Below are 22,026 nucleotides of genomic sequence, written 5' to 3'. Positions count from 1 at the left end.
GGCGCTACGAGATTCGCGTGAAATGGAGCGGCTGACGGGAATCGAACCCGCGTATCAAGCTTGGGAAGCTAGCGCTCTACCATTGAGCTACAGCCGCAAAGGGGACTGGCCACTACCTCGGTCAGGTCCCGGTTACGTCAACCGGACTTACTTTACCCCAGCCGCGCGCCCTCCCCGACCAAGGACACCCTTGAAATCCTCGCCCGGCCAGGCTCTGCCCTTGACGGCTAACCGCTTTCCATAACTCTTCGATTAAGGCGCGCCGCAGGCCGCTCCGGAGGGGCCGCTCCTGAATATCCTGATTGAGTTAGCTGCAGTATCAGGGGAACGGGCTACGCCAGAAAGCTGTCCGACAATCAAGGGATCCCCGTGGCATTTGCAGAGTACGAGGTCGTCGTGGAACGCGATGCCATGACCGTGTACCGGTTCCTGCAGGACGGGCTGAACCTCCCCTCGTGGCGGGAAGGGATCCGGAACATTGAACTGCGCTCAGGCGCTGTGGGCGCGAAGGGCGCAGTCTACCAGCAGACCCTGAGCGGGCCGGCGGGCCGCCCCATCGCTGCGGACTTCCAAATCACGCAGCTTCGTCCGGGTGCCGAAATCCAGTTCCAGGTGGTTGCCGGTCCTGCCCGCCCGCACGGAGGCTATTACCTGAGCACTGAAGGAATGAACACGCGCGTCCGCTTCGCGCTCGAATTCCGCCCCAAGGGGCTGGCCGGACTCATGGACTTCATGATCCAGCGGTCCATGAAGGCGGAAGTGGCGCAGCTGGAACGACTCAAGGCAGTGCTGGAAGCCCGGCCCGCGGAGCACTAGCGGCAGGTTTACTGGACGAGGCGCCGTTATTGGGCGAGACGCTGTCCGGTCCACGGCCCCGGCACGGACGACGGCGACGACAGGGCTCCGCTGCTCAGATCCCAGTACTGCACCACGTCACCGGCGCGTCGAAGCGCAAGCCCGCTTGTGTTCAGCCCGGTGACATCCCGCAGCGGCCGGATGGCCATGACATCCGCCCATCCGCTGGCCACCACGGCCCGAGACTCGGCGCGCGGCGCCGGTGCGCCCGAGCCGCGGTAGAGGCGGACATTGCCGTCCGCCTGCCGTGCCAGCAGGTCCTGGAACCCGTCGCCGTCGTAATCAGCCATGGCAAGCCGGTCGGCGGAGACGCCGGTCGCTGCCAGCGTCCGTTCCGTAAGGTCAACCGTCCCCCGGTTGGGGTAGAGCCAGAGGTTTCCGGACGCGTCCAGGGCCAGCAGTTGCGGAAGCCGGTTGTTGGCGCACCAGCCTCCCACTGCCAGCGTCATTCCGGCCCACCCGGACTGGCCCAGCGTCACGGCGGCGAGGAACCCGCCGCTAACCGTGCCTGAATGCAGCGTGATCCGCCCGTCGGTCCATTGGACCAGGACGTCATAGACGCCATCCCGCTCCCAGTCCGTGACGAAGAGTTCCTTGGCGGAGCCAAAGCCGGTTCCGATGACCTGCTGTACGCCGAACTGACGGTTCCCGAGCGAAGCACGGTTCAGGAGCTGGCCAGAGGAGTTCACTGTCAAAAGGTCGCCCGGCCCCTTGATTGCCGCAGCGGTGAGATCCGCAGTCGGCGGCATGTGGCGCACCAGCGGGTCGCAGATGGTGGCGGGCTGCAACGGCTGTTCGATGCTGCTGCCGCCCGGGCTGGCGGTGGTTCCCGACGGGAGGGTGCCCTATCCGAAGAAATTCACCACCCCCCACATGGTGTAGCGGCCAGGGGTGGTTTGCCAGTTGCCGTCCGTGAAGGTGATGCCGATGCCCATCACATTAAACCGCGGGTCTTTCAGGAGCGCGTTGTGGGCCGGGGAGCTCTTCCACCACTCCACAAGCTGTGCGGCGTCGCGGTCCCAGCGGACGGCGATGACTTCTCCGGCGCCGTTCGTGGGGCTCAGCGCCCGCGGATCGGTCCAGAAGCTGGACCGGTGCTCGAGCACTTCCCTTGACGCGATGCTGTCGGACCACTCCTGCGCCATCGAAGCCACGGTGGCGTGGTACTTCACGGCGGGAAGGCCGAAGGAGGCCCGGTAGCTGTTGATGGCGTTGAACACCGTCTTGATCTGGGACGATGCGTCATCCGTGACGAGGGCCTGCGTGGTGGAGGCATCCGTTCGGAGGGCGTTCGTTTGGAGGTGGTCCGTTTGGAGGGCGCCTGGGCCAGGGTGGGTTTGCAGCGTCTGCCCAGACGCGTCGAGGAGGGCCGCCAGTTCCGAAGCGGTGGCGGACAGCGGTGGAATGGAGGCAGGCTCGGGTCCCTTGGCGACCGTGCCGGCAGGGCCCGGTACGGCGGGGTCGACGTCGGCCGCCGTGGCTGGCGGAGCCGCCGCCGAAGTGTCAGGCAGCGCCGCGGCGGATGCGCCCGGGCTGCCGGGCAGCACGGCGGGATGGTCCCCGGGGGAGCGCGGCGAACCGGGCGCTGCAGCAGCGGCTTCCGTGCCGCCGTCGTGCTCGGAGCCGTAGTACTCGGATAGCGGACCGGTGGCGCTCTGCGGGTGTTGGCCCGCGACGGAGGACGCGGAGGATTCAGGACTTGAGGAAGATCCCCCCAGCTGGCCTGCGGCAGGCGGGATGAGAACCGCGGTGCAGATCATGACCGCCAGTGCCCCTGCCGAAATCTTCCCCAAGCCGAACCCCAGATCCGCCGGTATCGCCTCCATTTTCAGGAGAAGTACCGTCACAGCCGTAACATCAGCCTCGTGGTCTATCGGAGATGACGTTCCTTAACAGCAGTAACAGTAACCCCGGACCTCGGCCTCGGCAATGGTGCGGTATTTTTGAGTGTGCTGATCTCTGACCGCGATATTCGTGCCGAAATTGATTCCCAACGGATTGTCCTGGATCCGTATGACCCCGTAATGGTCCAGCCGTCGTCCGTGGACGTCCGGATCGACCGTTTTTTCCGGTTGTTCGACAACCACAAATACGCCCACATCGACCCCGCCGAAAACCAGCCTGAGCTGACGCGGCTGGTGGAAGTGGACCCCGGGGAGCCGTTCATCCTGCACCCGGGCGAGTTCGTGCTGGGCTCCACGTACGAGACCGTCACCTTGCCGGACGATATCGCCGCCCGCCTCGAGGGCAAGTCGTCACTGGGCCGGCTGGGCCTGCTCACGCACTCCACCGCCGGGTTCATCGATCCCGGCTTCTCCGGGCACGTGACGTTGGAGCTGTCCAACATGGCCACCCTGCCGATCAAGCTGTGGCCGGGCATGAAGATCGGCCAGCTCTGCTTCTTCAAGCTCAGTTCGGCCGCCCAGTTCCCCTACGGCTCCGGTGAGTACGGCAACCGCTACCAGGGCCAGCGCGGCCCCACCGCAAGCCGCAGCCACCTGAACTTCCACCGCACCGAGATCTGAGAGAGCGTCGCTGTTCGGGCGGCTGGATCTGGGAGAGCGTCGCTGTTCGGGCGGCTGGATCTGGGAGAGCGTCAGATGGGGCGGGTGGCCGCTTGGGTTTTCGCCGGACGCCGCCGCATCATCTTGACGATGGGCTCCACGTAGCGCGAAGCCAGCGGACCCAGAACCGCCATGATAAGCACGTAGGCGGTGGCCAAGGCCGCCAGTTCGTCGGGCACCACTCCGGAAGCAACCGCCAGCCCCGCGATGACGATGGAGAACTCGCCGCGGGCAATGAGGGCAGCCCCGGCACGGAAGCGTCCGGGCAGGGCGATCCCTGCACGCTTGGCCGCCCAGATGCCTGTGAGCATTTTTGTGGCTGCCGTGATGACTGCCAGGACCAGTGCCCACCCGAGGACCGGCGGGATCGTGGCAGGGTCCGTGTTGAGGCCGAAGACGACAAAGAAGATGGCCGCGAATAGGTCGCGAAGCGGCTCGAGGATCCGGGTGGCACTGTGCGCGGTGGCACCGGAAATGGCGATGCCCAGCATGAACGCACCCACGGCGGCCGAGACCTGCATGGCGGCTGCCAGGCCGGCAACCAGCAGCGCCGCCCCGAGGAGGTTGAGCAGGAACACCTCGGAGTTTTCGCTATGAACCGCCTTCGACACGCGGTGCCCGTGCCGCAGGGCGACGACGAGGACCACCGTGACCACGGCCAGTGCAATTCCGACAGTCTGCAGACCCACCAGGAAGCTGATGCCGGTCAGTGTGGCGGTCAGGACCGGGAGGTAAATGGCCATGGCCAGGTCCTCGAAAACGAGGATGGCCAGCACCACCGGCGTTTCGCGGTTGCCGATCCGCCCGAGGTCGGTGATCACCTTGGCGGCGATCCCCGAGGACGAGATATAAGTGACTCCGCCCATCACCATGGCTCCCACCACTCCCCAGTGGAGCAGGACGGCCAGCCCTGCTCCCGGCAGGAAGTTCAGCACGAAGTCCAGGATGCCCGCCTGCCATGACCTGCGCAGCCCGGTGACGAGCTCAATCGCCGTATATTCCAATCCGAGCATAAGCAGCAGCAGGATCACACCGATCTCGCTGGAGAGATGTGCGAACTCGTGCATACCTTCGAGTTTCACCAGGCCGCCCGCCCCGAAAAAAAGCCCGCCGAGCAGGTACAGGGGAATGGGAGACATCCCGATGCGCCCCGCGAGCCTGGCCAGCAGGCCAAGGCAGAACACAACGGCCCCCAGCTCGATGAGGGTTAGCGCGAGCGGATCCATGCCGCTCAGCCGTTGCGCAGGATATCGGCCGCCGTATCAAGGCCTTCTTGCGTTCCGACCGCCACCAGCAGGTCACCCGGGTGCAGGACAACGTCCGGCCCCGGCGAGGGCACCACTTCTCCCTCCCGCATGATGGCAACGATGGAGACACCGCTGCGGGTGCGGATACAGGCCTTGCCCATGGGCTGGTTGTGGAATGGAGACTCCGCGCCTATGGAGAACTGACGCGTGACGATGCCGGGGATCTCCCGGTGCTCTTCCGAGAGCTGCATTGCCAGGCGCTGCCCGCCGAGGAGGTTTCCCAGCGTGGCGGCTTCATCTGCGGTCAGGGGAATGGATGCCTGGCACGTGTCCGGATCGTCCCACGTGGAAACGATCAGTTCGGTTTGACCCTCGCGGTACTCCACGACACCGATCCGGCGCCCGGAAGCGGTCATAAAATCCTTGCGCCTGCCAAGGCCAGGGAGGTCTGTCTCGTCCACGTTCATGGCACCAGCCTAGTCCGCACACAGGCTGTTGGAGCAGTGGAACCGCCGATTTCCCGAGCCGTCGCTCAGGCCTCCGGAACCACCGCGATTTCGGCCTTGCCGGGCGCCTTGACCGGCAGCAGGACCAGCAGCCCGGCCAGCAGCACCACCATGATTCCGAGGATGCCCCAGCGCTGGGCTTCCCCCGGCGCCACCAGCGGGGACGCCACGGTGATGCAGAGCGTGAAGAGTGTTGGGGCCAGGAAGCTGACAGCGCGGCCGGTGGTGGCATACAGGCCAAAGAGCTCCCCGGACTCGCCGTGCGGTGCCAGCCGGGCAAGGTAGGCCCGGGAGGAGGACTGCGCCGGTCCGACGAAGAGGCAAAGGAACAGCCCGAAGACCCAGAACGTCGTTGTCCCCGGCCAAGGCTGGCCGAAGAAGACATAGCTGCCGTTGCCCAGGACCAGGATGACCGTGCCGGCAATGAGCAGTCCGGCCAGCGAACCGAGGATGACTGCCTTCGGCCCAACACGGTCGTCCAGCAGGCCGCCGATCATGGCCCCTACAGCCGCCACGATGTTGCCGAAGATGGCGAAGAAGATGACTTCCTTCAGTTCGAACCCGAAGGTTCCCGCGGCGATAATCCCGCCGAAAGTGAAGACGGCAGCCAGACCGTCCCGGAAGATGGCGCTGGCGAGCAGGAAAAAGATGGTGTGCGGGCTGGTCCGGTAAATCGCCTTGATGCGGCGGATCAGCAGCCCGTAGGAGGCCAGGAACCCCAGCCTGGCGGCCTGCTTCGGCTTGGGCAGTTCCGGCACGGCGAACAGGACCGGCAAGGCAAAGATGAAGAACCACAGCGCCGAGAACACGGCGACCAGGCGGATGTTGAGGCTGTCCTCAGTGGAGGCGCCGAACCACGCGAAGCTAGGCTGGACGAACAACTGCAGCACGATCAGCAGGGCCACGATGCCGCCGAGGTAGCCCATGCCCCAGCCGAAGCCGCTCACTTTGCCGATGTTCTTCGGGTTGGAGATCTGCGCCAGCATGGCGTTGTAGTTGACGCCGGCAAATTCGAAAAAGACGTTGCCGAGGGCGATGAGCGTGACGCCGAGCAGCAGGAACTCCGGCCGCGGAAAGACGAAAAAGCAGAGCCCGGTCAGGACGGCGACGGCTGCCGTGTTGAGTCCCAGCCACAGCTTCCGCCGGCCGCCTGTGTCCGAACGCTGCCCGGTGACGGGCGCAAGAAGCGCGATTGCGGCGCCCGCAATCGCCAGCGCGCCGCCCAGCACTGCCGAGGCCTGGTCCTCGCCGCCGAAGGCCTTGGAGGTGAGGTACACCGTGAACACGAACGTGGTCATCACGGCGTTGAAGGCTGCCGAGCCCCAGTCCCAGGCGGCCCAGGCGAGGACCCGGCCCTTGCTGGTGGCCTGCGCTCCGGACTCCAGTTCTGACGGTGGTTGCGTGGCCGCGGATGCGGTGGCGGGGTTCATAGGCTGAATGCTATCCGCCCTAAGCGCAATGAAGAATGAAGAGACGGCCGAAAGCCCCGGCGGACGCAAGGAATCCCCGGCGCCACAGGGTCGTCCACGTCAAAAGTGTTTGCAACCGCTTGATAAACTGTGACGACCGAACCTGACGAATGACCGCCTGCTCCAACTTTTGACAATCGAATTCCTGACGTTGCGGAGACACCAGTGATCACAGTCCTTGCCGTGCATTTCGCTGTGGCCGCTGTGGCGCCGTTCCTCTTCCGGAAGTTCCACAGGAATTCGTTCTACGCGCTGGCCGCGGTGCCCGCCGGCTCCTTCGTCTGGCTGCTCCTGCAGCGCGACTCCGTATACCCGGGCGCAGCGGAACATGGTGCGGCAAGCCCCGGCTCCCCGGGCGGCGGGGTCACCGAGATCATTCCCTGGATCCCCGAACTCAGGATCGAGCTCGCGTTCCGGATGGACGCCCTGGCCTGGATCATGTCCCTGCTGGTGCTCGGGGTGGGCGCGCTGGTGCTGGTCTACTGCGCGCGCTACTTCAAGAACAAGGACAGCGACCTGGGCGGCTTCGGCGCCCAGCTCCTTGCCTTCGCGGGCGCGATGTTCGGGCTTGTCACGGCCGACGACCTGCTCCTGATGTTCATCTTCTGGGAACTCACCACCGTGCTGTCCTACCTGCTGATCGGCTACGCCCGCACCAGGCTGGCCGCCAGGCGCTCGGCCCTGCAGGCCCTGATGGTCACCACCGCCGGCGGCCTGGCCATGCTGGTGGGCCTCATCATTCTTGGCTTCAACGCGGGGACCTACCGGATCTCGGCCCTCCTGGAGCAGGCTCCCGAGCTGGCATCCGGGCCGGCAGCGGGAGCCGTGGCGACTGCCGTCGTACTCATCCTCATCGGTGCCGTGACGAAATCTGCGCTGATCCCGTTCCACTTCTGGCTGCCGGGCGCGATGGCGGCCCCCACCCCTGTGAGTGCGTATCTCCACGCCGCCGCGATGGTGAAGGCTGGCGTCTATCTCGTGGCGCGGCTGGCTCCGGGATTCGCCGAAACCGCCTACTGGCTTCCCATGGTGCTTGGGCTGGGCCTGGCCACCATGCTGGTCGGCGGGTACCGGGCGCTCCGGCAGACAGACATCAAGCTCATCCTTGCCTACGGCACCGTCAGCCAGCTGGGTTTCCTCGCCATGGTGGTGGGCCTCGGCAAGCCGGACGCGGCGCTGGCAGGGCTGGCACTGCTCCTGGCCCACGGACTTTGCAAAGCGACCCTGTTCCTGGTGGTGGGCATCATCGACCACCAGTCCGGCACCCGCGACCTGCGCAAGCTGTCCGGCGTGTACAAATCGTCCCGCGCCCTCGCCATCGTGGCGGCCATCGGCGCTGCCTCGATGGCCGGCATCCCGCCGCTGGCCGGGTTTGTGGCCAAGGAATCGGTGTTCGAGGCGTTCGTCCACTATGCCTTCCACGATGGCGGCGGGCAGCCGGAGCCCTGGGCGCTGGTGGTGCTCGCCGGCCTGGTCCTGGGCTCCATCCTGACCTTCGCCTACAGCGCACGTTTTATGTGGGGCGCGTTCGCTGTGAAGCCGGGCCTTGAGCCCACGCCGTTCAAGGCCATCAAGCCCTCCTTCCTGGCCGCTCCCGCCCTGCTGAGCCTGCTCACCATCGTGTACGGCCTGTGGCCCGCGCCCGTGGACGAATGGATCCAGCCGTACGCCGCCGAATTCGTGCACGACGGCGGGGATCCGGCTGCCGCCGCAGGGCACCTGGCGCTGTGGCACGGCCTGACTCCCGCGCTGGGCCTCACGGCCGTCACCTTCATCCTGGGCCTGGCGATGTTCTACGGCCGCGACCTGGTGGCGCGGGCACAGAGCCTGGTTCCGGCGTGGGTGGACGGCGATCGCGCCTACCAGTTGACCATCGGTGCCCTGGACGATGCCGCCGTATGGATCACCGGGCGCACGCAGCGTGGTTCGCTGTTCTTCTACCTCGCCGTGATCCTCACCGTGGCCTTCGCGCTTCCGCTGACTGCCCTGCTGATTGCCAGGAAACCCCTGCCGGACGGTCTCTACTTCATCGATCCCCATTCGCCGCTGCAGCTGGTGGCCGGTGCCGGCATTGTCATCGGTGCGCTGGCGGCCGTGCGGGCCAACAAGCGGTTCCTGGCGGTGCTGATGGTCTCAGTGACCGGTTACGGCATCGCCCTGATGTTCGCCCTGCAGGGCGCTCCGGACCTGGCCCTGACCCAGATGCTGGTGGAGACCATCATCCTGGTGGCGTTCGTCCTGGCCATGCGCAGCCTGCCGGCCGAACTCCGGGACCGCACCGGCGGCAAGTACCGGGTGATCCGCGTGATCATCGGGGCAGCGTTCGGCATCACCATGATCTTCGTGGCCATCTACGCCATGGGTGCACGGGTTGCGACGCCGGTCTCGCTCGAGTTCCCGCGGCTCGCCTACGAAGGCGGCGGGGGACTGAACATCGTCAACGTCACGCTCGTGGACATCCGCGCGTGGGACACGTTCGGCGAGATCTCGGTGCTGGCACTGGCCGCCACCGGCGTTGCCAGCCTCATTTTTGTGAAGGGCCGCGGCGACGGCATCCGCGCTTCCTCCACCGTGGCCGAAGGCACGGTGGGCCGCCGGATTCGAACGGGCCAGAACAGCCGCGACAAGGCCGCGCTGGCATTGACGCGCCAGTTTGCGGCCGCCACCCGGGACGCCTGGCTGGTGGCCGGGCGGACGCTGGCTCCGGAACGCCGCTCCATCATCTTCGAAGTGGTGGCCCGGCTGGTGTTCCACTCGATGATCGTCTTTTCCCTCTACCTCCTGCTGGCCGGCCACAACCTCCCCGGCGGCGGCTTCGCCGGCGGGCTGCTGGCCGGGCTCGCCCTGACCATCCGGTACCTCGCCGGCGGCCGCTTCGAACTTCGCGAAGCCACCCCCGTGGGAGCCGGAACGCTGCTGGGAATCGGGTTGGCCACGGCCGCGGCGACAGGCGTGGTGCCGGTGCTGCTGGGCGGCCAGGTGTTCCAGAGCGCCATCATCGAACTGTGGCTGCCGGTGTTCGGCGACATCAAGTTCGTCACGTCCACCATTTTCGACATCGGCGTCTACATCGTGGTGGTGGGGCTTGTGCTGGACGTGCTCCGCAGCCTGGGCGCCGAGATCGACGAACACTTTGAAGAGCACCCGGCCGGCGAAACCGAAGGCCAGGAAGCGGACGGAATTCCGGCCGAAACCACCGGGAGGGGGATGGCATGAGCGTCAACCTGACATTGCTGACGGTCATGGGGGCGCTCTATGCCTGCGGCATCTACCTGATCATGGAACGCAGCCTCACCAGGGTGCTGCTCGGGCTGATGCTGCTGGCCAACGCCACCAACCTGCTGATCCTGGCCACCGGCGGCTATGCCGGCCTGGCGCCGATGTTCAGCAAGGACACAGACCCCGGCGACTACAGCGATCCGCTGCCGCAGGCGCTGATCCTGACATCGATCGTGATCTCCTTCGCGGTGACGGCGTTCATGCTGGGCATCATCTACCGCACCTGGGTGCTGGCGCGCCAGGATGAGATCCAGGACGACGTGGAAGACATCCGCGTTGCCGAGACGCCCAGCTTCGACGCCGAGGACGATGCCGAGATCCCCGTTGAGACGTCCGAATTTCCGCTGACTATGATCGGCTCCGACGGACGGGGCATCTCCGACTCGGGAATTTCCGACGGCGGTGCTTCCGGTGCTTCCCGTGCTTCCGACGGCGGTGCTTCCGGTGCTTCCGACGGCGGTGCTTCCGACGGCCGCGACGGCGGCATCGCCACCGTGAAGGTGGGCGACCGCAAGATCGCCGCCGAGGACGCCGCGGCGGAAGAGCAGCCAGGTTCCCAGAACGTTATTGCCGGCCCGGAAGGAGGCGTGAAGTGAACATCGTAAGCTTTGCCCCGCTCGCCGTCGTACTTCCCATCCTCGGTGCCGCCCTGACGTTCGTGCTGATCCGGCACTCGCGGGCCCAGCGGGCGGTCAGCATTACGCTGCTGTCCCTGACCCTCCTGCTGGAGTGCGTGCTGCTGGCTTCCGTGTGGGACGGCGGGACGGCGGCCGTCAACGTCGGCGGCTGGCTGCCGCCCTGGGGGATCGTGCTGGTGGTGGACCAGTTCTCGTCCCTGATGCTGGTGGTCTCCTCCTCCGTGAGCCTGGCCGTGCTGGTGTATGCAACAGGCCAGGGCATGGCCGACGGCGACCAGGACGCACCGCTGTCGATCTTCCACCCCACCTACCTGATCCTGGTAGCGGGGGTGTCCAACGCGTTCCTGTCGGGGGACCTTTTCAACCTCTACGTGGGGTTCGAGATCCTGCTGACGGCAAGCTACGTGCTGATGACGCTCGGCGGAACGGGTCCCCGCATCCGCGCCGGCGTCACGTACGTGGTGGTCTCCGTGGTGTCCTCTATCCTGTTCCTGATCGCCATCGCCATGATCTACGGGGCCACCGGAACCATCAACATGGCGGACCTGGCCATCAAGCTTGCGGACCTGGACCCGGGGACCCGGATGCTGCTGCACGTGATGCTGCTGGTGGCGTTCGGCATCAAGGCTGCCGTCTTCCCGCTGTCCTTCTGGCTGCCTGACTCCTACCCGACGGCGCCGGCTCCCGTCACTGCGGTGTTCGCCGGCCTGCTGACGAAGGTGGGCGTCTACGCGATGGTGCGCACCGAGACACTCCTCTTTCCGGGGGACTCGCTGAACACTCCGCTGATGGTGGCGGCGCTGCTGACCATGGTGGTGGGAATCATGGGTGCCCTGGCGCAAAGCGACATCAAACGTCTGCTCTCCTTCACCCTGGTGAGCCACATCGGCTACATGGTGTTCGGACTCGCCATGTCCTCCGTCGCAGGCCTTGGTGCGGCCGTGTTCTATGTGACCCACCACATCACCATCCAGACCAGCCTCTTCCTGGTCACGGGCCTGATCGAACGCCGCGGCGGCAGCTCGTCGATTGACCGGGTGGCCGGCCTGGCCAAGCTGTCGCCGGTGCTCGCCCTGCTGTTCTTCATTCCCGCCATGAACCTGGCCGGCATCCCGCCCTTCTCCGGCTTCCTGGGAAAGCTGGGTCTGTTGCAGGCCGGGGTGCAGCTGGGCACGCCGCTGGCCTACGCCCTGGTGATCGGCGGCGTCCTGACCAGCCTGCTGACGCTCCTGGCCATCGCCCGCGTCTGGAACCGTGCCTTCTGGCGCAAGCCCGAGGACGCCGAGAACCCGGACCCGGTGCTGCTGGCCGCCCCCGAGGACGCCGAGACCGGTGACCGGGCCGGCAAGCGGAACGTCACGCTCCTGCCGCGGACCATGGTGGGTTCAACGATGGGGCTGGTGGCCTTCGGGGTTGCGCTTACCGTCTTCGCCGGGCCGCTGTTCCGGGTGGCGGACCAGTCGGCCGTGGAGATGCTGGACAGAACCTCCTACATCCAGGCGGTGCTGGGCGAACACGCGCCGGTGCCGCCGATCGCGCAGGAGGGGCGGAAATGAGCCGACGGCGGATCTCCCTCCGGCAGGAACTGCCCCTTCTCGTCTGGCTCGTGTTCGTCTGGGGTGCGCTCTGGCAGGACTTCAGCCCCGGGAACCTGCTGTTCGGTGCGCTGATCGCCGTGGTGGTGGCCCGGCTGTTCTATCTTCCTCCGGTGGAACTGGGCGGCAGGTTCAGCGTTCTGCGGGCCGTCCCGTTCGCGATCGTGTTCCTGGGCAAGGTGGTGGCCGCCAGCTTCCAGGTGCTGTATCTGGCGGTTGCCCGCGGGCCCAAGGTGACCAACGCCGTCGTCGCCGTCCAGCTGCGAAGCCATTCGGACCTGATGGTGACAGCGACCGGGCACGTCATCTCGCTCATTCCCGGGTCCCTGGTGGTGGAGGTGGACCGTTCAACGTCCACTCTGTACATCCACGGACTCAACGTGCGCAACGGGGAGGACATTGTGAACCTGCGCAAAGAAGTCCGCGACACCGAGGCCGCCCTGATCAGGATCATGGGCACCAAACACGAACTTGCCGCGCTGCAGCAGGAGGTGGGCGCGTGATGGAGATCGTCCTGACCATGACGGCCGTGATCCTGTCGCTGGCGGCGGCGGGGGCCATTGTCCGGATCGCCGTCGGCCCGTCGCTGCTGGACCGCGTGCTGGCCTCGGACGTGCTGCTGGCCATCATCGGCGCCGCGCTGTGCATCGACATGGCGGTCAACCGGCACCTGAACAACCTGATGCTGCTCGTGGCCCTGTCCATCATCGGGTTCATCGGGTCCGTCACCGTGGCGCGCTTCGTGGCGGACCGGCGGGAGCAGCCCAATGAATCCTGACGCATCCGCCGTGGACGCGCTGACCGACACGGTGTCCGCCGTCTTTATGGTGGTGGGCGCGCTGATGTCCCTGGCTGCTGCTGTGGGCCTGTTGCGGTTCCCCGACCTGATGAGCAGGATGCACGCCGCCACCAAGCCCCAGGTGCTGGGACTTTTCCTGCTGCTGGCCGCGGTGGGCCTGCAATTGCGGACCTGGTGGGTTTGGCCTGCACTGTTCGTGGCGTGGATTTTCCAGGTGCTCACCGTTCCGGTGTCCGCCCACATGGTGGGAAGGGCCGGGTACCGCACCAAGCACCTGCACAAGGAACTGCTCACGGCGGACGAGCTGGAGGCCGTGGTCCTCAAGTCGGCGGACAAGAAGGCGGCCGACCTGCGCGCCAAGGGCAACGGGCGGATGCCGGGCGAAAAACGGAAAACGGACGACGACGGCGGCAGCTCAGTCTCCGTCTAGGCCCCCGTTCCTCAGGGAGTTTTTGTCCAGATAACGCGACTTCCGGGGCAATTAACGGCCGTTATCTGGACAAAAACTCCCGTGGGTGGGGCTGGTGTACTCCCGAGCGCGGATTGGGCTAGACGATGTCCTGGGTCTTGGCGAAGCGGGTGATGGCACGCTGGGTGCCGCGGTTGGCCAGGACCTGGATGATGGCACTGACAACAGCCGAGACCAACGCAAAGGTCAGGGCGGTGCGAAGGGTCGTGGGGACGTCGTCCTTGTCACCCTTCGGGGGCTTCCGGCCGGTGACCTTCTCCCAGACGACGTCGACGGCCTTGGTGCCGGCGAATCCGGCCAGCAGGCTCACTCCGGTTCCAAGCAGCTTGATGAAAAAACTCATTCCGGAACTCCTAAGCATACGGAAACAGGGCTTCCCCTAGCCTAACCGCAACAGTGCGGCCGGACCGGTTTGATTGTGACAACTTCCCCGGGATTTCGCGGTGCGGCAGGTGTAAACTGTTCAATGCCCACAAGGGCGAATTAATACGACAGGGGAGCGTCGCCGTCGGGCATCACTGGAACTATCCAGGGAACCGGAGGCGGGCGCTGAGAGTGCGGACAGCCGCAGACCCTCGAACCTGATCCGGTTAGTACCGGCGCAAGGGAGTCGAGTTCTCAGAGTGTCCGGCAGCAGGCGGCGGAAGCCGCGGTCCGGCCGGAAAACACTCTCCCCTCCTGTATCTCAGGAGGAAGACATGACTGATATTTCTGCAAACCAGGCGTTGCGCCACAGCAAGTACAGCTGGCGTGTGGTGGATATTGTGGTTGCCGCGTTGATCGCCGTGGCGGGCGGCGTCATTTTCTGGGCCTGGTCCCAGGGTGCCGCCGCGGTGTCGCCGCCGATGAACGCCGTCTACCCGCCGCTGACCGGCCTCATTGCCGGCGGCTGGATGATTCCCGCGGTGCTGGGAATGCTGGTCATCCGCAAACCGGGAGCGGCCCTCTTCTGCGAAACAGTTGCCGCCACCGGTGAGCTGATCATGGGGTCGCAGTACGGCGCATCGGTGCTGTTCTCCGGCTTTGTACAGGGCCTCGGCGCGGAAATCATCTTCGCCGTGTTCGTGTACAAGAAGTTCAACCTGCCCGTTTCGCTGCTGGCCGGTGCCGCTGCAGGGCTCTTCTGCGGCCTGAACGATTCCTTCGCTCCCTGGGGCTGGAACATCGCGTACGCCGCCGGCGACAAACTGGCCTACATCATTTTCACCGCCATCTCGGGCGCCATCATCGCCGGCGCACTGTCCTGGATCGCCACCCGCGGCCTGGCCAAGACCGGCGTGCTGAGCTCCTTCGCTTCCCGCAAGGCTGCATCGGAGCCTGTCTTCTCCTGACGAAGGCAGAGCCTCCATGACATCTTCAGACAGCGTCCGCCCCGCCGCGGTCACCGCCCGCGGCTGGGGCTGGCGGCACGCGGGCCGGTCCCTTCCTGCGGTCCACGGCCTTGACCTGGACATCCAGCCGGGCGAACGGGTGCTGCTCCTGGGTCCTTCCGGCGCGGGCAAATCCACGCTGCTCCACGCCCTCGCCGGGGTCCTTGGTGACAGCGACTCCGGCGCGCATGACGGCGCGCCGGACGCCGAGGACTCCGACGAAACGGGCAGCCTGCTAATCGACGGCGCCCCGCCCCGCGCCCAGCGGGGCCGTGCAGGCCTGATGCAGCAGGACCCGGAGACGCAGGTGGTCCTCTCCCGGGTGGGGGACGACGTCGCCTTCGGCGCCGAAAACCTCTCCGTGCCGCGCCGGGACATCTGGAGGCGCGTGGAGGAAGCGCTCGACGACGCCGGGCTGGCCCACCTGCCCCTTGACCACCCGACGTCCGCGCTGTCCGGCGGGCAAAAGCAGCGCCTGGCGCTCGCAGGGATCCTCGCGATGCGCCCGGGACTGCTGCTGCTCGACGAACCTACTGCCAACCTGGACCCCGACGGCGTGCTGGAAGTGCGCGACGCCGTGGGCCGGTGCCTGGACAAAACCGGGGCGACGCTGGTGGTGGTGGAGCACCGGGTGGGGGTGTGGAAAGACCTCGTGGACCGGATTGTGGTGCTGCAGCCGGGAACCGCCACTGATTCGGCAGTACTCCTGGACGGGTCCCCGGACCAGGTCCTGGCGCAGGCGCGGGAGATGCTCGTCGCCGCGGGTGTCTGGGTGCCCGGCTACGTGCCGGCCACCCGGACGCGGAACAACGGCACGGACGGGATGGCGGCGGCGCCCAGCGGAGGGGACCTGCTGCTGGCCGCGGAGGACCTGGCCGTTTCCCGCGAACAGCCACGCCGGCGGCGCTTCAAGGCCATCCCGCCGGTTCCAGTGCAATCCGGCATCACCGCGCAGGTCCGGGCCGGCCAGGCCCTCACTATCACCGGCCCCAACGGGTCGGGAAAATCCACGTTTGCCCTGACCCTCGCCGGACTGCTCCGGCCAGTGTCGGGCAAGGTCTCGGCCACCCTTGACTTGAGCGACGGCGCCGGAATTGATCCCTACAAATGGAAGGCCGAGCAGCTGATCGCCCGGATCGGCACCGTGTTCCAGGAACCGGAGCACCAGTTCGTGACCGGCCGGGTGCTGGACGAGCTGATGTTCGGACCGCGCCACCTGGGCCACGGCGAGGAACGGGTGGACGAATTGCTGGAGCGGCTGCGGCTGACCCAGCTGGTGGATGCGAACCCCTACACGCTCTCCGGCGGGGAGAAGCGCAGGCTGTCCGTGGCCACAGTGCTCGCTGCCCACCCCCGCGTGCTGATCCTCGACGAGCCCACCTTCGGCCAGGACGCCAACACCTGGGCGGAACTCGCATCCTTCCTCTCGGAACTCCTGGACGCCGGGACGGCAGTGGTGTCCGTGACGCATGACCAGGAATTCAGCGACGTCCTGGGCGGCACCGAACTGAAGTTCGGCGCGCCCCGGCTCAAACCCGCCGCGCAGCAAGCCGGCCCGCGAAACCCGGAAGTGGCCGCACCATGAGGGAAGCCTTGACCCTGTCCGCCAACCACGCCCTGCTCACCCGCGCGAACCCGCTGGCCAAGTTCGCCGTCGTGATGCTCATGACCGTGGTGCTGGCGCTGTCCATCGACTGGGTGTCCGCCTCCGTGGCGCTGGCCTTCGAGCTGCTGCTGTTTCCGCTGGCAGGCCTGACGCTCACGCTGCTGTGGCAGCGCGGCTGGCCGCTGATCCTGGCGGCCGCGCTGGGTGGCTGGAGCACCTCAATCCTGGCGCCTGACTCGGGAAAGATCCTGCTCGACGCCGGCATCTGGTCCATCAGTGAAGGATCGCTCGAGCTGGGGCTGGGATTCCTGCTGCGGGGACTGGCGATCGCCCTCCCCGCGGTGCTCCTGATGAGCTGCACCGACCCCACGGATCTGGCCGACGCCCTGGCGCAGAAAGCGAAACTGCCGCACCGCTTCGTGCTGGGCACACTGGCCGCCATGCGTCTGGTGGGCCTGATGGCGGAGGAATGGCAGACCATCGGGATGGCCCGGCGAGCCCGCGGCGTCGGCTCGCACGGAAGCCCGGCGCAGCGCCTCAAGGCGACGCTGGGGCAGAGCTTCGGGCTCCTGGTCCAGGCCGTCCGCAGGGCCTCACGGCTGGCGGTCACCATGGAGGCGCGCGGATTCGGCGGGGCCCGGCGGACCTGGGCCCGGGAGTCCACGTACAGTGCGCTGGACATCTGGGTGGTCCTCGGCGGGCTGCTGATTGCCGCCACCGCCGTGTCCGCGGCAGTGGGCGCAGGCACTTGGAACATGGTGTTCCTCGAGCAGTAGATATATCGCACGAGGCGGGTATTCTGTGAGATCGAGTGCACTTTTCGGCGTTTCGCATGTCCTAATAACTCATGGGTGATATTTTTGATGCATGACTCAAGAGACCGCTGAACACGTAGGCCTGCTGCTCCGCGATGCCCGGAGCGAGAAGGGCTGGACCCAGGGACAGCTGGCAGCGGAGCTGGGAACCAGCCAGAGCGCCATCGCCAGGATGGAGCAGGGCAAGCAGAATCTCAGCCTTAAAATGATCGAGCGGCTCGAGGCCATTGTCGGCCGGAGCATCGTCAAGGTGGGCAGGCCGCAGATGACCCACCTCCGGGTGGAGGGCGGCCACACACTGTCCGGTTCAGTGGACGTCAACACCAGCAAGAACGCCGGGGTTGCGCTTCTTTGCGCCAGCCTCATCAACCGCGGCACCACCACGTTGCGGCGGCTTGCCCGGATCGAGGAAGTCAACAGGATCGTCGAGGTCCTCACCAGCATCGGCGTCGAATGCACCTGGCTCAACGCCAACGACCTGCAGATCCGCCGCCCCGCCGTCCTGGACCTCGACTCCATGGACGTGGAAGCTGCCCGCCGCACCCGCAGCGTCATCATGCTGCTGGGGCCGCTCCTGGACGAGTCCGGCGAGTTCCGGCTCCCGTACGCGGGCGGCTGCGACCTGGGAACTCGCACGGTGGAACCCCACATGCAGGCGCTGCGCCAGTTCGGCCTGTCAGTGGAAGCCAAAGCGGGTTTCTATTCCGTGCAGGCCCCGCCGGCAGACGGCGACAACCGCACCTTTGTGCTGAGCGAACGCGGTGACACGGTCACCGAAAACGCCATCATGGCGGCAGCGCACCGCAGCGGCACCACGGTGATCCGCAACGCAAGCCCCAACTACATGGTCCAGGACCTCTGCTTCTACCTCCAGCGCCTTGGAGTGGAGATCGACGGGGTGGGGACCACCACCCTGAAGATCACAGGACGCCCTTCGATCGACGTCGACATTGAATACTTCCCCTCCGAGGATCCCATCGAAGCGATGAGCCTCATCACCGCCGGCATCGTCACCAATTCCGAGGTGACCATCCGCCGGGTTCCGATCGAATTCATGGAGATCGAACTGGCCACCCTGGAACAGATGGGCCAGGAACTGGAGATCTCCGGGGAGTACTTTGCCCGCAACGGCCGCACGCGCCTGGTGGACGTCACCACCAAGCCCTCTGAACTGCACGCCCCCACGGACAAGATCCACCCCATGCCGTTCCCCGGCCTGAACATCGACAACCTGCCCTTCTTCGCCGTCATCGCCGGCAACGCCGAGGGCCAGACCATGATCCACGACTGGGTCTACGAGAACCGTGCAATCTACCTGACCGAGCTGAACAAACTGGGCGCCCGCGTGCAGCTCCTTGACCCGCACCGGATCTATGTCAACGGCCCCACCCGCTGGCGCGCCGCGGAGATCGGCTGCCCGCCGGCCCTCCGCCCGGCCGCGTGCCTGCTGCTGGCGATGCTGGCTGCACGCGGCGTGTCCGAGCTGCGCAACATCTACGTGATTGAGCGCGGCTACGAGGACCTGGCTGAACGGCTCAACACCATCGGCGCGAAAATCGAGTACTTCCAGGACTGATTTGGGAGCTCTTCACGGACGGGCGAGGCCGGCACCGGACCGCCCGTTCGTGAGCTTGCGTCACGGAAGCTGTCGAACCGGACGCAGCTGTCGCACAATGTATGCATGCGAACTTTCGGGGTTGAGGAAGAGCTGCTGATTGTGGACCCCGTGACCGGGGAGCCGCTGGCGCTGGCGGACGCCCTCCTGACAGGGCGGAAGCTCGCCGCCGACGACGCCCCGGACAGGCCGCGGATCCCGGATCCGCATGATGCAACGAACGACGACGACGCCACGGGACTCACCGCTGAGCTGAAACTTGAGCAGATCGAGACCCAGACCCGGCCGTGCCTCGACTACACCGAGCTGCTTTTGCAGATCCGCCAGGGCCGTGCCTTGGCCGACCGGGCCGCAAGGAAACACGGTGCGCGGGTGGCTGCGCTGGCAACATCGCCCATTGGCTCCACTACGCACACCACGCCGAACGCGCGCTACGCCACCATGCAGGAGCGGTTTGGGCTCACTGCCTATGAGCAGCTGACCTGCGGATTCCACGTTCACACGTTCATCGAGTCGGCCGAGGAAGGCGTCGCCGTCATCGACAGGATCCGGGACAAGCTCGCAGTGCTGACGGCGCTCAGTGCGAACTCGCCGTACTGGAACGGTGTGGAGACGGGCTTCGAAAGTTACCGCACGCAGGCCTGGAACCGCTGGCCGACGTCGGGGCCGTCCCAGATCTTCGGCACGCACTCCATGTACCGGCGCGTGGTCACCCGGCTGCTGGACAGCGGGGTGCTGCTGGACGAAGGCATGATCTATTTTGACGCGCGGCTCTCCCGCAACCACCCCACCGTGGAGGTCCGGGTGGCGGATGTCTGCCTGGCTGCGGAGGACGCCGCCTTGATCGCCGTGCTCGTACGGGGCCTGGTTGAATCAGCCAGCAGGGAATGGCGGGCCGGTGTGGAACCTGCTCCTGTCCCCACCGTGCTGCTGCGCATGGCGGCGTGGCAGGCCAGCAACTGCGGGCTCCGCAGCGATCTGCTTGATTTCGGCACCTTCCGCCCCGCCCCGGCCGAGGAAGTGGTGGAGGCGTTGGTGGACTTTGTGGCGCCGGTCCTGGGCGAACAGGACGAGCTGGAACTGGCCCGCGAAGGTGTCCGCAGAATCCTGGACCGGGGGACCGGTTCGGAACAGCAGCGTCATGCGATGCAGGAGGCCCTCGCCAGGACCGAGGACGCGGTGGCCGGGCTGGCCGCCGTCGTGGCTCACTCGGTGGAGGTCACCATGAGCAAGGCGGAAGCGGCTCCCGTTCGCGAACCGGCTCCGGTCCTGTTGCGCGTGCGCCAGTCCTGACCACAGGTTCCTACCAAGTCCCGGAGCGCGCCATGGAAACAGAATTCGCCCAAGTGACCGGCCACGATGTCACCACCATCACCTGCGTCTGCGGCAACACGGTAGGCGATGAAGGACTGATCCAGGCCAACTCCGAAGGCATGCCGGTCCACCTGGGCGGGGACACCCCCGTGCCTGCGGGACTGGCCGTGTGGCCGCCGGACGAGGACCTTTACACTCTGTGCCCCGCCTGCGGCCGGGTCTACCATGACACCGTGATTGAAGAGACCGGAACCGCGCCGGTCGCCTTTACGGTGGACGTTGCCTCAGGTCCGGTCGCCGAGGCCATCCGGGTGCACTGGGAGCTGGACACCTGAAGTTCCGCGGTGCCCGGGATCCATCGACAAGAAATCCGCGCGGGAATAGCCTTGATCCGTCCGATACTTACCCGACGACGTAGACGGAGAGGTGCCAGAAATGGGAACGCAGGAGAATGTCGAACTGGTCCGGCGCGGATATGACGCCTTTAATGCAGGTGACATGGCAACCCTCGGCGAAGTGTTCGCGGAGGATGCTGTCTGGCACGTTGCGGGAGCAGGAGCGCTATCGGGCACGAAGCAGGGGCGCGAGGCCATTCTGGCCTACTTTGGCGAGCTGGGGACACGCTCCGAGGGCAAGTTGAAGGTGACCGTTGAGGAAATCATCGGCGGGGAAACCAACACTGTTGCTGTGCAGCACGCCACGGCCGAGAGCAGGGGTAAGTCCCTGGACCAGGATGGCGCACTCGCGTTCCGCGTACGTGACGGCAAAATCGCCGAGGTCCGGGAGTTCTTCCAGGACACCGCGAAGGGCGACGCGTTCTGGGCGTAGCCGATCGGACGCGCCCCAACCTATCGGACCAATCCCCGCGGACCAATGCCCCGCGGATGAAGCCCCCGCGGGGCAAGCAGCGAGGGCGCGCGTGCTCGCGCCCTGACAAGGTAAAACGGGTAGCTAACACTCTGTTTGGGCCGTGCGCTGTGCCGTAGCTTGGCGCTATCGCGTCAGTCAGCGGTGCACGAGGGGGATCGTTGCACCGGCGGATCCGCCGAACCGGGCGTCCCCCAGACACGGTCCCCCAGCACTGCCGCACGCGCAGCAGGTTCCGGAATGCGCCCCGAAACCCCCCGGGGCGGACCGGATCATCGAACGGGGATCAGTCCATGCAAAGGCGCACCACTCCAGCAGCCCTACTCCTTGCAGCACTCCTTGCCCTCACAGCATGCGGAACCACCACCGCCACCGGGACCGCAACCACCTCACCGCCGCCATCCAGCGCCACGCCAAGTCCGGCCAAAACATACACGGACGCGGACCTGAGCAGCCTGCTCGCCACGCTGAAGGATTCCCAGGGCCGCCCGCTGACTGTGATCCCCGCAGCGCAGATCGACCAGGGCATCATCAAAGCCAAGGAAGTCCTCAAGACCGCCGTCTTCACGCCACCGGAATGCAATGTCTTCGCGGACAGCAATTCCCAGGTTCCCGAGGACAGCACTTATGCGGCCGGAACCACCGTGTCAGCCGCTGACCAGACCGCCATCGTCGTCACCGTCATCGCCCTTAAGGACGCCAAGCAGCTGACGGACCATCTGGAGGCCTCCAGGAAGGCCACGGCCCAGTGCAGCAATTTCACCGTTGAACTGTCCGGGCAGAAGATCACCACGGAAATCCAGCCGATAGATGCCAAGACAAAGGGGGACCAGTCGTTCGCAGCGTTGGCCAAGCAGAGCATCTCCACCGGCGAACAGCAGACCGCACTGACCATGACCGGCATCAAGGGAAACCTGGCAGCCACGGCGGTCAAGGGCGGCCCGGCAGTGACCCAGGACGCGGCCGCTGAGCTCGCCCAGCTCATCGACACCATCCTCGCCCACGGCTGACAAAAACG

At 66.3% G+C, this 22,026-nt stretch carries 22 protein-coding genes, 1 tRNA gene and 1 riboswitch; of the genes, 16 read left to right on the top strand and 7 right to left on the bottom strand.

The window, feature by feature from the left end; translation table 11 throughout:
- Positions 1-23 precede the first annotated feature (23 nt).
- Positions 24-97 (bottom strand) — tRNA-Gly (locus J7I92_RS01555).
- A 272-nt stretch (positions 98-369) separates the two neighbouring features.
- Between J7I92_RS01555 and J7I92_RS01550 the strand changes: the two genes are divergently transcribed.
- Complete coding sequence (locus J7I92_RS01550; RefSeq protein ID WP_214836368.1) at positions 370-816, top strand: SRPBCC family protein; 447 nt, start codon at positions 370-372, stop codon at positions 814-816.
- 26 nt (positions 817-842) lie between these two features.
- Here J7I92_RS01550 and J7I92_RS23650 read toward each other — a convergent pair whose 3' ends face one another.
- Both J7I92_RS23650 and J7I92_RS23645 read right to left on the bottom strand, forming a co-directional pair.
- Positions 843-1,604: a VCBS repeat-containing protein gene (locus J7I92_RS23650; protein WP_251039300.1), complete on the bottom strand. Its 762-nt coding sequence runs from the start codon at positions 1,602-1,604 to the stop codon at positions 843-845.
- A gap of 96 nt (positions 1,605-1,700) precedes the next feature.
- On the bottom strand, positions 1,701-2,702 hold the full coding sequence (locus J7I92_RS23645) for a CAP domain-containing protein (RefSeq protein WP_311380019.1): 1,002 nt from the start codon (positions 2,700-2,702) through the stop codon (positions 1,701-1,703).
- A gap of 102 nt (positions 2,703-2,804) precedes the next feature.
- Between J7I92_RS23645 and dcd the strand changes: the two genes are divergently transcribed.
- Complete coding sequence (dcd, locus tag J7I92_RS01540; RefSeq protein ID WP_214836365.1) at positions 2,805-3,380, top strand: dCTP deaminase; 576 nt, start codon at positions 2,805-2,807, stop codon at positions 3,378-3,380.
- Positions 3,381-3,451: 71 nt separating this feature from the next.
- Here dcd and J7I92_RS01535 read toward each other — a convergent pair whose 3' ends face one another.
- The 3 genes from J7I92_RS01535 to J7I92_RS01525 all read right to left on the bottom strand — a co-directional run bounded on the left by J7I92_RS01535 (position 3,452) and on the right by J7I92_RS01525 (position 6,632).
- Positions 3,452-4,645 carry a cation:proton antiporter gene (locus J7I92_RS01535; protein ID WP_214836363.1) on the bottom strand — a complete coding sequence of 398 codons (1,194 nt, stop codon included), beginning with the start codon at positions 4,643-4,645 and terminating at the stop codon, positions 3,452-3,454.
- Positions 4,646-4,650: 5 nt separating this feature from the next.
- A complete protein-coding gene (locus J7I92_RS01530) occupies positions 4,651-5,133 on the bottom strand; it encodes a cation:proton antiporter regulatory subunit (RefSeq protein WP_214836360.1) in 483 nt (160 codons plus the stop codon).
- A gap of 65 nt (positions 5,134-5,198) precedes the next feature.
- Positions 5,199-6,632, bottom strand: a complete 1,434-nt coding sequence (locus J7I92_RS01525; protein ID WP_396020338.1) for an MFS transporter — start codon at positions 6,630-6,632, stop codon at positions 5,199-5,201.
- 174 nt (positions 6,633-6,806) lie between these two features.
- Here J7I92_RS01525 and J7I92_RS01520 point away from each other — a divergent pair, with 174 nt between their 5' ends.
- From J7I92_RS01520 to mnhG, 6 genes are read left to right on the top strand one after another with little or no spacing between them, the layout of a single operon-like run.
- The gene (locus J7I92_RS01520; protein WP_214836352.1) at positions 6,807-9,857 is read left to right on the top strand and encodes a Na+/H+ antiporter subunit A; all 3,051 of its coding nucleotides are present in this window, start codon (positions 6,807-6,809) and stop codon (positions 9,855-9,857) included.
- Positions 9,854-10,516, top strand: a complete 663-nt coding sequence (locus J7I92_RS01515) for a Na(+)/H(+) antiporter subunit C (RefSeq protein WP_214836349.1) — start codon at positions 9,854-9,856, stop codon at positions 10,514-10,516. Before J7I92_RS01520 ends, J7I92_RS01515 begins: the two co-directional genes overlap by 4 nt.
- The gene (locus J7I92_RS01510) at positions 10,513-12,114 is read left to right on the top strand and encodes a Na+/H+ antiporter subunit D (protein ID WP_214836346.1); all 1,602 of its coding nucleotides are present in this window, start codon (positions 10,513-10,515) and stop codon (positions 12,112-12,114) included. Before J7I92_RS01515 ends, J7I92_RS01510 begins: the two co-directional genes overlap by 4 nt.
- A complete protein-coding gene (locus J7I92_RS01505; RefSeq protein ID WP_214836345.1) occupies positions 12,111-12,656 on the top strand; it encodes a Na+/H+ antiporter subunit E in 546 nt (181 codons plus the stop codon). Before J7I92_RS01510 ends, J7I92_RS01505 begins: the two co-directional genes overlap by 4 nt.
- Positions 12,653-12,931: a monovalent cation/H+ antiporter complex subunit F gene (locus J7I92_RS01500; RefSeq protein ID WP_214836342.1), complete on the top strand. Its 279-nt coding sequence runs from the start codon at positions 12,653-12,655 to the stop codon at positions 12,929-12,931. Before J7I92_RS01505 ends, J7I92_RS01500 begins: the two co-directional genes overlap by 4 nt.
- Positions 12,921-13,382: a monovalent cation/H(+) antiporter subunit G gene (gene mnhG / locus J7I92_RS01495; protein WP_214836339.1), complete on the top strand. Its 462-nt coding sequence runs from the start codon at positions 12,921-12,923 to the stop codon at positions 13,380-13,382. Before J7I92_RS01500 ends, mnhG begins: the two co-directional genes overlap by 11 nt.
- Before the next feature lie 118 nt (positions 13,383-13,500).
- Here mnhG and J7I92_RS01490 read toward each other — a convergent pair whose 3' ends face one another.
- Complete coding sequence (locus J7I92_RS01490; protein ID WP_214836336.1) at positions 13,501-13,764, bottom strand: DUF4235 domain-containing protein; 264 nt, start codon at positions 13,762-13,764, stop codon at positions 13,501-13,503.
- A 140-nt stretch (positions 13,765-13,904) separates the two neighbouring features.
- Positions 13,905-14,047, top strand: a riboswitch (TPP riboswitch).
- Between the two features lie 72 nt (positions 14,048-14,119).
- Between J7I92_RS01490 and J7I92_RS01485 the strand changes: the two genes are divergently transcribed.
- The 8 genes from J7I92_RS01485 (at position 14,120) to J7I92_RS01450 (ending at position 22,018) form a co-directional block, all read left to right on the top strand.
- Positions 14,120-14,752: an ECF transporter S component gene (locus J7I92_RS01485; protein ID WP_214836333.1), complete on the top strand. Its 633-nt coding sequence runs from the start codon at positions 14,120-14,122 to the stop codon at positions 14,750-14,752.
- A gap of 16 nt (positions 14,753-14,768) precedes the next feature.
- The gene (locus J7I92_RS01480) at positions 14,769-16,376 is read left to right on the top strand and encodes an ABC transporter ATP-binding protein (protein ID WP_214836330.1); all 1,608 of its coding nucleotides are present in this window, start codon (positions 14,769-14,771) and stop codon (positions 16,374-16,376) included.
- Positions 16,373-17,173: an energy-coupling factor transporter transmembrane protein EcfT gene (locus J7I92_RS01475; RefSeq protein ID WP_214836327.1), complete on the top strand. Its 801-nt coding sequence runs from the start codon at positions 16,373-16,375 to the stop codon at positions 17,171-17,173. Before J7I92_RS01480 ends, J7I92_RS01475 begins: the two co-directional genes overlap by 4 nt.
- A 91-nt stretch (positions 17,174-17,264) precedes the next feature.
- Entirely contained in the window at positions 17,265-18,788 is a 1,524-nt protein-coding gene (locus J7I92_RS01470) for a UDP-N-acetylglucosamine 1-carboxyvinyltransferase (protein WP_214836323.1), read from the top strand.
- Positions 18,789-18,893: 105 nt separating this feature from the next.
- Positions 18,894-20,120 (top strand): glutamate--cysteine ligase, encoded by a 1,227-nt coding sequence (locus J7I92_RS01465; RefSeq protein ID WP_214836320.1) that lies wholly within the window; start codon positions 18,894-18,896, stop codon positions 20,118-20,120.
- Positions 20,121-20,152: 32 nt separating this feature from the next.
- Positions 20,153-20,476, top strand: coding sequence for a hypothetical protein (locus tag J7I92_RS01460; RefSeq protein ID WP_214836318.1), 324 nt, complete (start codon positions 20,153-20,155; stop codon positions 20,474-20,476).
- 100 nt (positions 20,477-20,576) lie between these two features.
- Positions 20,577-20,969, top strand: coding sequence for a nuclear transport factor 2 family protein (locus J7I92_RS01455; protein WP_214836316.1), 393 nt, complete (start codon positions 20,577-20,579; stop codon positions 20,967-20,969).
- Positions 20,970-21,301: 332 nt separating this feature from the next.
- Positions 21,302-22,018 carry a hypothetical protein gene (locus tag J7I92_RS01450; RefSeq protein WP_214836314.1) on the top strand — a complete coding sequence of 239 codons (717 nt, stop codon included), beginning with the start codon at positions 21,302-21,304 and terminating at the stop codon, positions 22,016-22,018.
- The last annotated feature ends 8 nt before the right edge of the window (positions 22,019-22,026 follow it).

The organism is Arthrobacter sp. ISL-72 (assembly GCF_018613755.1).
GTDB lineage: Bacteria > Actinomycetota > Actinomycetes > Actinomycetales > Micrococcaceae > Arthrobacter.
This window is presented reverse-complemented; position numbering and strand designations above follow the sequence as displayed.